Annotated in this window: 5 protein-coding genes; all 5 read left to right on the top strand. The window is 62.8% G+C overall.

Going from position 1 to position 5,470, the window contains the following annotated elements; genetic code table 11:
• A partial coding sequence (locus GX108_05170) for a ribonuclease E (protein NLO56430.1) occupies positions 1-440 on the top strand: 440 nt, incomplete at its 5' end.
• Positions 415-3,561, top strand: coding sequence for a chromosome segregation protein SMC (locus tag GX108_05175; protein NLO56431.1), 3,147 nt, complete (start codon positions 415-417; stop codon positions 3,559-3,561). The genes GX108_05170 and GX108_05175, both read left to right, overlap by 26 nt.
• Before the next feature lie 33 nt (positions 3,562-3,594).
• Complete coding sequence (locus GX108_05180) at positions 3,595-3,828, top strand: hypothetical protein (GenBank protein ID NLO56432.1); 234 nt, start codon at positions 3,595-3,597, stop codon at positions 3,826-3,828.
• Positions 3,828-4,553, top strand: coding sequence for a methyltransferase (locus GX108_05185; protein NLO56433.1), 726 nt, complete (start codon positions 3,828-3,830; stop codon positions 4,551-4,553). The genes GX108_05180 and GX108_05185 overlap by 1 nt, the downstream gene beginning before the upstream one ends.
• A gap of 1 nt (position 4,554) precedes the next feature.
• Positions 4,555-5,388: a 16S rRNA (cytidine(1402)-2'-O)-methyltransferase gene (rsmI, locus tag GX108_05190; GenBank protein NLO56434.1), complete on the top strand. Its 834-nt coding sequence runs from the start codon at positions 4,555-4,557 to the stop codon at positions 5,386-5,388.
• The last annotated feature ends 82 nt before the right edge of the window (positions 5,389-5,470 follow it).

Below are 5,470 nucleotides of genomic sequence, written 5' to 3' on the forward strand. Positions count from 1 at the left end.
GGAACGACCGCGCCAGGGCAAGAGTCTTCGGCGTCACCGGCCTCGGCCTGGTGGAACTTACCAGGAAGAGGGCCCGTTCCGATATAAGGGCCTCCTTCACGAGGGGTTGCCCCTTCTGCTGTGGGACTGGCGTTGTGACCAGGGAGGAGAGCATCGCCCTGTCGCTGAAGAGGTTCATCAGGAAGGTGATCCTGTCGGGCCGACCCGAAGCGCTGCTCATCGAACTCCATCCCGCGGTGGCTTCCTTCGTGGCGGAACACTTTCTCCCCTCCTGGGAGGAGGAGTTCGGCACCAGGCTGTACCTGAGGCCGGTCCCCGATAGTCCCTGGGAGAAGTACCGGCTGGAAGCCCAGGGGACGCTGGATCAGGTCGGGCACAGGATAACCCTACTGGAAAAGAGGGTGGAAGGTAGCATTGTCCATAGGACAGGTCCATATTAAGGGTTTCAAGAGCTTCGGAGGGAGCCACGAAATTGCGCTTTGTGACCACTTCACCGCCGTCGTGGGGCCCAACGGGTGCGGGAAGAGTAACATCCTCGACGCCCTGCGCTGGGTCCTGGGCGACGGCAACCCTGGACGGTTGAGGATCCTCAGGCAGGGAGACCTCCTCTTCCAGGGAAGCATCAGCCTTCCCCCCGCCGCGTCGTCGGAGGTCATGGTCCATCTCAGGGACGAAGAAAAGGTGAGCACCCTGCGCCGTAGATTCTCCAACGAGGAAGGCAGCACCCTCCTATTCGAGGGTAGAAGGATAAGGCTTGCCGATCTCGACGAGATCAAGAGGCGATGGCGGCTGGAGGGGGATCGTTTCGCCTTCATCAGCCAGGGAGAGGTCTCCGAAGTCATCCAGCAAAGACCCCTTCAGAGGAGGATGCACCTCGAAGCCCTGTTCGGCATCGACCTTTACAGGAAGCAGAGGGAAGAGGCTGCCCAAAAGCTGGACGCGGCCTCCGTCGAGTTGCAGAGGATCATGACCCTCCAGTCCGAACTGCGGACCAGGAAGGAGGTCATCGCCGATCCCGTCCTGAGAGCCAGGGAGGCCAAAGCCGTGATAGATAGCCTCGAGAGGGAGAAGAGCCGGCTCTATTGGGTCAAAAGGGCCAGGTCCGAGAAGGCCCTCGAGGGCATCGGCAGAGAGTTGTCGGACCTGGAAGCCCAGGGTGGGGCCTCCTCCTCCTGGACCTCGGGGTGGAGCAGGGCCCTGGCCCGTGCCGGGGAGACCATGAACACCATGGCCGAAGACCGTGTCGCCGTGGTTTCCCGCGCTTCGGACCTTGAAAGGGACCTCGTGGAAGTCCGGAAAAGACTGTTCGCCCTTTCGACGTCCCTCGCCGGTTCGCTTGAAAGAAGGGAGAGCCTGCTCAGCGACGGGGCCCTGGAGAAGGAACGGCTCTCGGGAGTGCGAAGGAGGCTCGGGGATCTCGAGGAGGAGGCCCTGCGGGCCGGGGAAGAGGAAAAAGAGGCCTCCCGTTCCTTCGGCGAGGCGAAGGGCGAGTGGGAGCAGTACCGGAAACAGTCCCAGGAACGCCTTGACGCGATAAGGGCCCTCAGGGAGGAAAGGGCCGCCTGCGAGGCCGCCCTTGGGTCCGCCCGTTCGAGGGCGAGGGCCTTGGGCCTTTCATTCCGGGAGGCCCTGGGCGGGATATCCGGCGCCGAAGAAAAGCTGGGAGCCGCCAGGGGAGAGCTCGCCGGGTTGAAAAATGACCTGGAAGAGAAAAGGCTCCAAGAGGAGACGGCCCGCGGCGGGCAGAGGGACGCCTATGCCGCCTTCCAGCAATCGGCCGCATCGTTCCAGAAGGTATCCAGGGAATTGTCGGTCCTGGAGGGGCGTATGGAGACCCTCAGGGAGACCGTCTTTACCCGTGTTTACCCACCCGCGGTCCAGCACCTCGTGGCTGCGGCGAGGCTCGGCAGGATCGACGCCTCCCCGAGGCCGCTCGCCGATGTCATCACCTGCCCCGATCGACTGGTGACCGCCCTGGAGTCCTTCCTGGGCGCGAGGCAGTTCCTCCTCTTCGTGAAGGATATCGACGAGGCGGGCCGATGCATTGACCATCTCAAGGCCCGGTCCGCCGGCAGGGCCACCTTCCTGCCCCTGGAGAGCGCCAGGGCGAGGACGCCGGCCCGGGGCGTCCGCCGTGGCCGGCAAGGGGTTGTGGGGTGGGCCTCGGAACTCGTCGGAATGGAGAGCGAGTGGAAGGAGTGCGTGCTCCACGTCATCGGCGACCTCTTGATCGTTGAAAACTTCGACGTGGCCAGGGATCTGGCCAGGGAGGGCTTCCGAGGGCCCGCCGTCACCCTCGAGGGGGATGTCTTTCAACCCGGCGGCACCATCAGCGGGGGCCGGGCTTCGAGAGGGCCCGGCGCCATGGAGATAAAGCGGGAGATCCAGGAGAAGGAGAAGGAGGCCGTGGACCTGAAGGCCGAGAAGGCGCGCCTGGAAGGAGAAATCGCGCGGCTGGAAGAGGAAGAGGGACGCGTGTCCGGGCTGTCGAGGCTTCTCTCCGATGAGAGGAGGGTCCTCGAGGAAAAAGTCCGGTCAGCCGAAGCTGCCAAGAGAGAGGCCGAAAGGTCGCTCTCCCTGGCCATGGGGAGGAAAGAGGAGGTAGGGTCGGCCCTTTCGTCCTGCGGGAGGGAGCATCTTGAGATAAGGGCAAGGCTCCAGAACCTCGAGGAGGATTTCTCCGAGGAGCCGGACCCGTCCCGGGAGGTGGAACTGGTAAGAACCCTCGAGGAGAAGAGGTCCAGGGCGGAGGTGGCCGCCGAAAGGCTGGATAACATCCGGAGGCTTCTTTCCGTGACGCGGGAGGAACTGCGAAACTCCGCCTCGCGATGGGAAAGAACCCTCAAGAGCCTGGAAGAACTCGACCTCGCGGCCTCATCGGCCATGGGGGATCTTTCGGAGGGGGGCAGGTCCTATCACGCGACCTGGAGGTCGCTCCGGCAAGCCCTGTCCCGATCGCAGGATCTGGACGGGGATCATGCCAGGGCACTGGCCCGCCTGGAACTCGCCCGGAAGAGATCAGCCCTGGCCACTTCGAGGCGGGAGAGCCTTGAAGCGAGGATGGGCCAGGCTAGGCAGCGCCTCGAATCGATGGAGGCCGAGATGGCGGAGTCGATCGACATGTGGGAGGAACGGTTTCCTTATCCGGGCGAGGAAGGTCTCGATACCAGGGAATACGACAGGATAAGGAGAAGCGTCAGAGAACTGGAGAAGAACCTGAGGGAGTTGGGGGACGTGGACCTGGGGGTTCTTTCGGAGGACCTGTCCCTGGGGCAGAGGCTGGAATTCCTGGAGGATCAGACCCGCGACGTCTCGATGGGCATCGAAGAACTGCGGAGGCTCATCGATGATACCGACCGCCAGGCCGGGGCGCTGTTTTTAGAGTCGCTCAAGGAGATCGACAGGAAGTTCTGCGGCCTTTTCCAGAGACTTTTCGGCGGGGGGGAGGCGCACCTGAGGCTCTCCGACGGCGACAACATCTGGGAGGCGGGCGTCGAGGTGATCGCCCGCCCGCCCGGCAAGAGACCCCAGCACCTGGCCCAACTCTCGGGGGGCGAATAGTCGCTTTCGGCCATATCCCTTCTTTTCTCCGCCATGGAGGTCGCCGGAGCGCCCATCGCGGTCTTGGACGAGGTCGATGCCTCCCTCGACGAGGTCAACCTGAGGCGCTTCTCCGAATTGGCCAGGGAGTACTCCCGGTCAATGCAACTGGTCTGCATGACCCACCGCAGGGCCACCATGGAGAAGGCGGACCTCCTGTACGGGATCACCATGCCTGAGCCGGGGCTCTCGCAGGTGGTGGGCGTAAGGCTGGAGGACTGGGAATGATGAGGACGACCCGGGACGCCATACTCCACGGAATGCTGATGATAGAACAGCCCGAGGAAGGGCCCAGGGTTAGCGTGGACAGCGTATTGCTCGCTTCCTTCGTGAAGGCCCGCAGAAAGGAGAAGATCATCGAACTTGGGTCCGCCCACGGTGCCGTGTCGCTCCTGCTGGCGAAAAGGTTCCCCCACGTCACCGTCGAGGGACTGGAGATCCAGGCCGAACTGGCGGCACTGGCCGAGAGAAACGCCGTCGAAAACGGCCTCCAGGAGAGGGTCGCCTTCAAAGAGGGGGACCTCAGGAAGGTGAGGGAGATCTACCCGGCCCAATCCTTCGGCATCGTAGTGGTGAACCCCCCTTACGGCGAGGCGAACCACGGCCGTCCCAGCCCGCTTGAGTCGGAAGCCGCGGCCAGGCACGGGACTCTCTGCACGCTGGAGGATGTCATAAAGGCCTCGAGGTACCTCCTAGCCAACAAGGGGAAGCTCTTCATGGTCTTCAGGGCAGGAAGGCTCGCCGAACTTTTGAGCCTCCTCTCCCGGGAGAGGATAGAACCCAAGAGGGTCAGGCCGGTCTATCCCGCCCCCGGCCGGGAAGCGTCGGTGGTCCTCGTCCAGGCCGCAAGGTCGGCCGGGAAGGGCGCGAACCTGGAACCACCACTGTTCATCCAGGACGGAAAAGGCGAGTACACCGGCGATCTCCTGGCCGCCTACAGGATAGGAAGCTGAGATGCCCCTACTGGTGGTACCCACGCCTATCGGCAACATGGAAGATATAACCCTGAGAGCCCTCAGGGCGCTCAGGGAGGCGGACATCATCGCCTGCGAGGACACCAGGAGGACCGTGAAGATCCTCTCCAGGTACGGAATAAGGACACCCCTCCTCTCTTACCATTCCTACAACGAGAAAGAACGCGCCCAGGCCCTTGTCGAAAGGCTTTCCAGGGGAGAAACGGTGGCCCTCGTCTCCGATGCCGGAACCCCGGGCATCTCCGACCCGGGCTTTGAACTGATCCGTCAATCTCTCGAGGCTGGTTACGAGGTGGATGTCCTGCCGGGGGCGACGGCCCTTGTGCCGGCGCTCCTGTTGTCGGGTTTTCCTCCCCGGCCCTTCCTCTTTGAAGGTTTCCTACCCAGGAGAAAAGGGGAGCGAAGGACGAGGCTCGAGGATCTTCGCGGCTTTGACGGGGCCATCGTTTTTTACCTCTCCCCCCATGGCCCGGAAAAGGTCCTCGAGGACATCCTCCAGTCCCTGGGGAACCGGCCCGCTGTTCTCCTTAGGGAGATCTCCAAACTGCACCAGGAGAGGATTCCGGGCGATGTAGCCTCCCTGCTGGCTTACCTGTCCGAGGCGTCCCTGAAGGGGGAACTGGTCCTGGTGACGGGACCGCCCGCCATCCCGCCCGAAAAGGCCGGCGACTGGGAGGAGGCTGCCCTGGCGATGCTGGATGAGGGCCTTTCAGAAAAAGAGGTTGTCAGGAGGCTCACGGAAGAGTATGGTATTTCAAAAAACAAGGCCAAAGGATTTTTGCTCGACAAGAAGCGCGAAAAGGAGGCCCTTTGAATGCCGGGAAAATATTTTTATATTACAACGCCGATCTACTACGTGAATGATGTCCCCCATATAGGTCACGCCTATACGACCA

This window comes from Thermovirga sp., assembly GCA_012523215.1.
GTDB lineage: Bacteria > Synergistota > Synergistia > Synergistales > Thermovirgaceae > 58-81.

Coding starts and splice junctions, on each gene's coding strand:
- GX108_05180 (NLO56432.1), top strand. CDS start 3,595: ATGGAGGTCGCCGGAGCGCCCATCGCGGTCTTGGACGAGGTCGATGCC.
- GX108_05185 (NLO56433.1), top strand. CDS start 3,828: ATGAGGACGACCCGGGACGCCATACTCCACGGAATGCTGATGATAGAA.
- rsmI (NLO56434.1), top strand. CDS start 4,555: ATGCCCCTACTGGTGGTACCCACGCCTATCGGCAACATGGAAGATATA.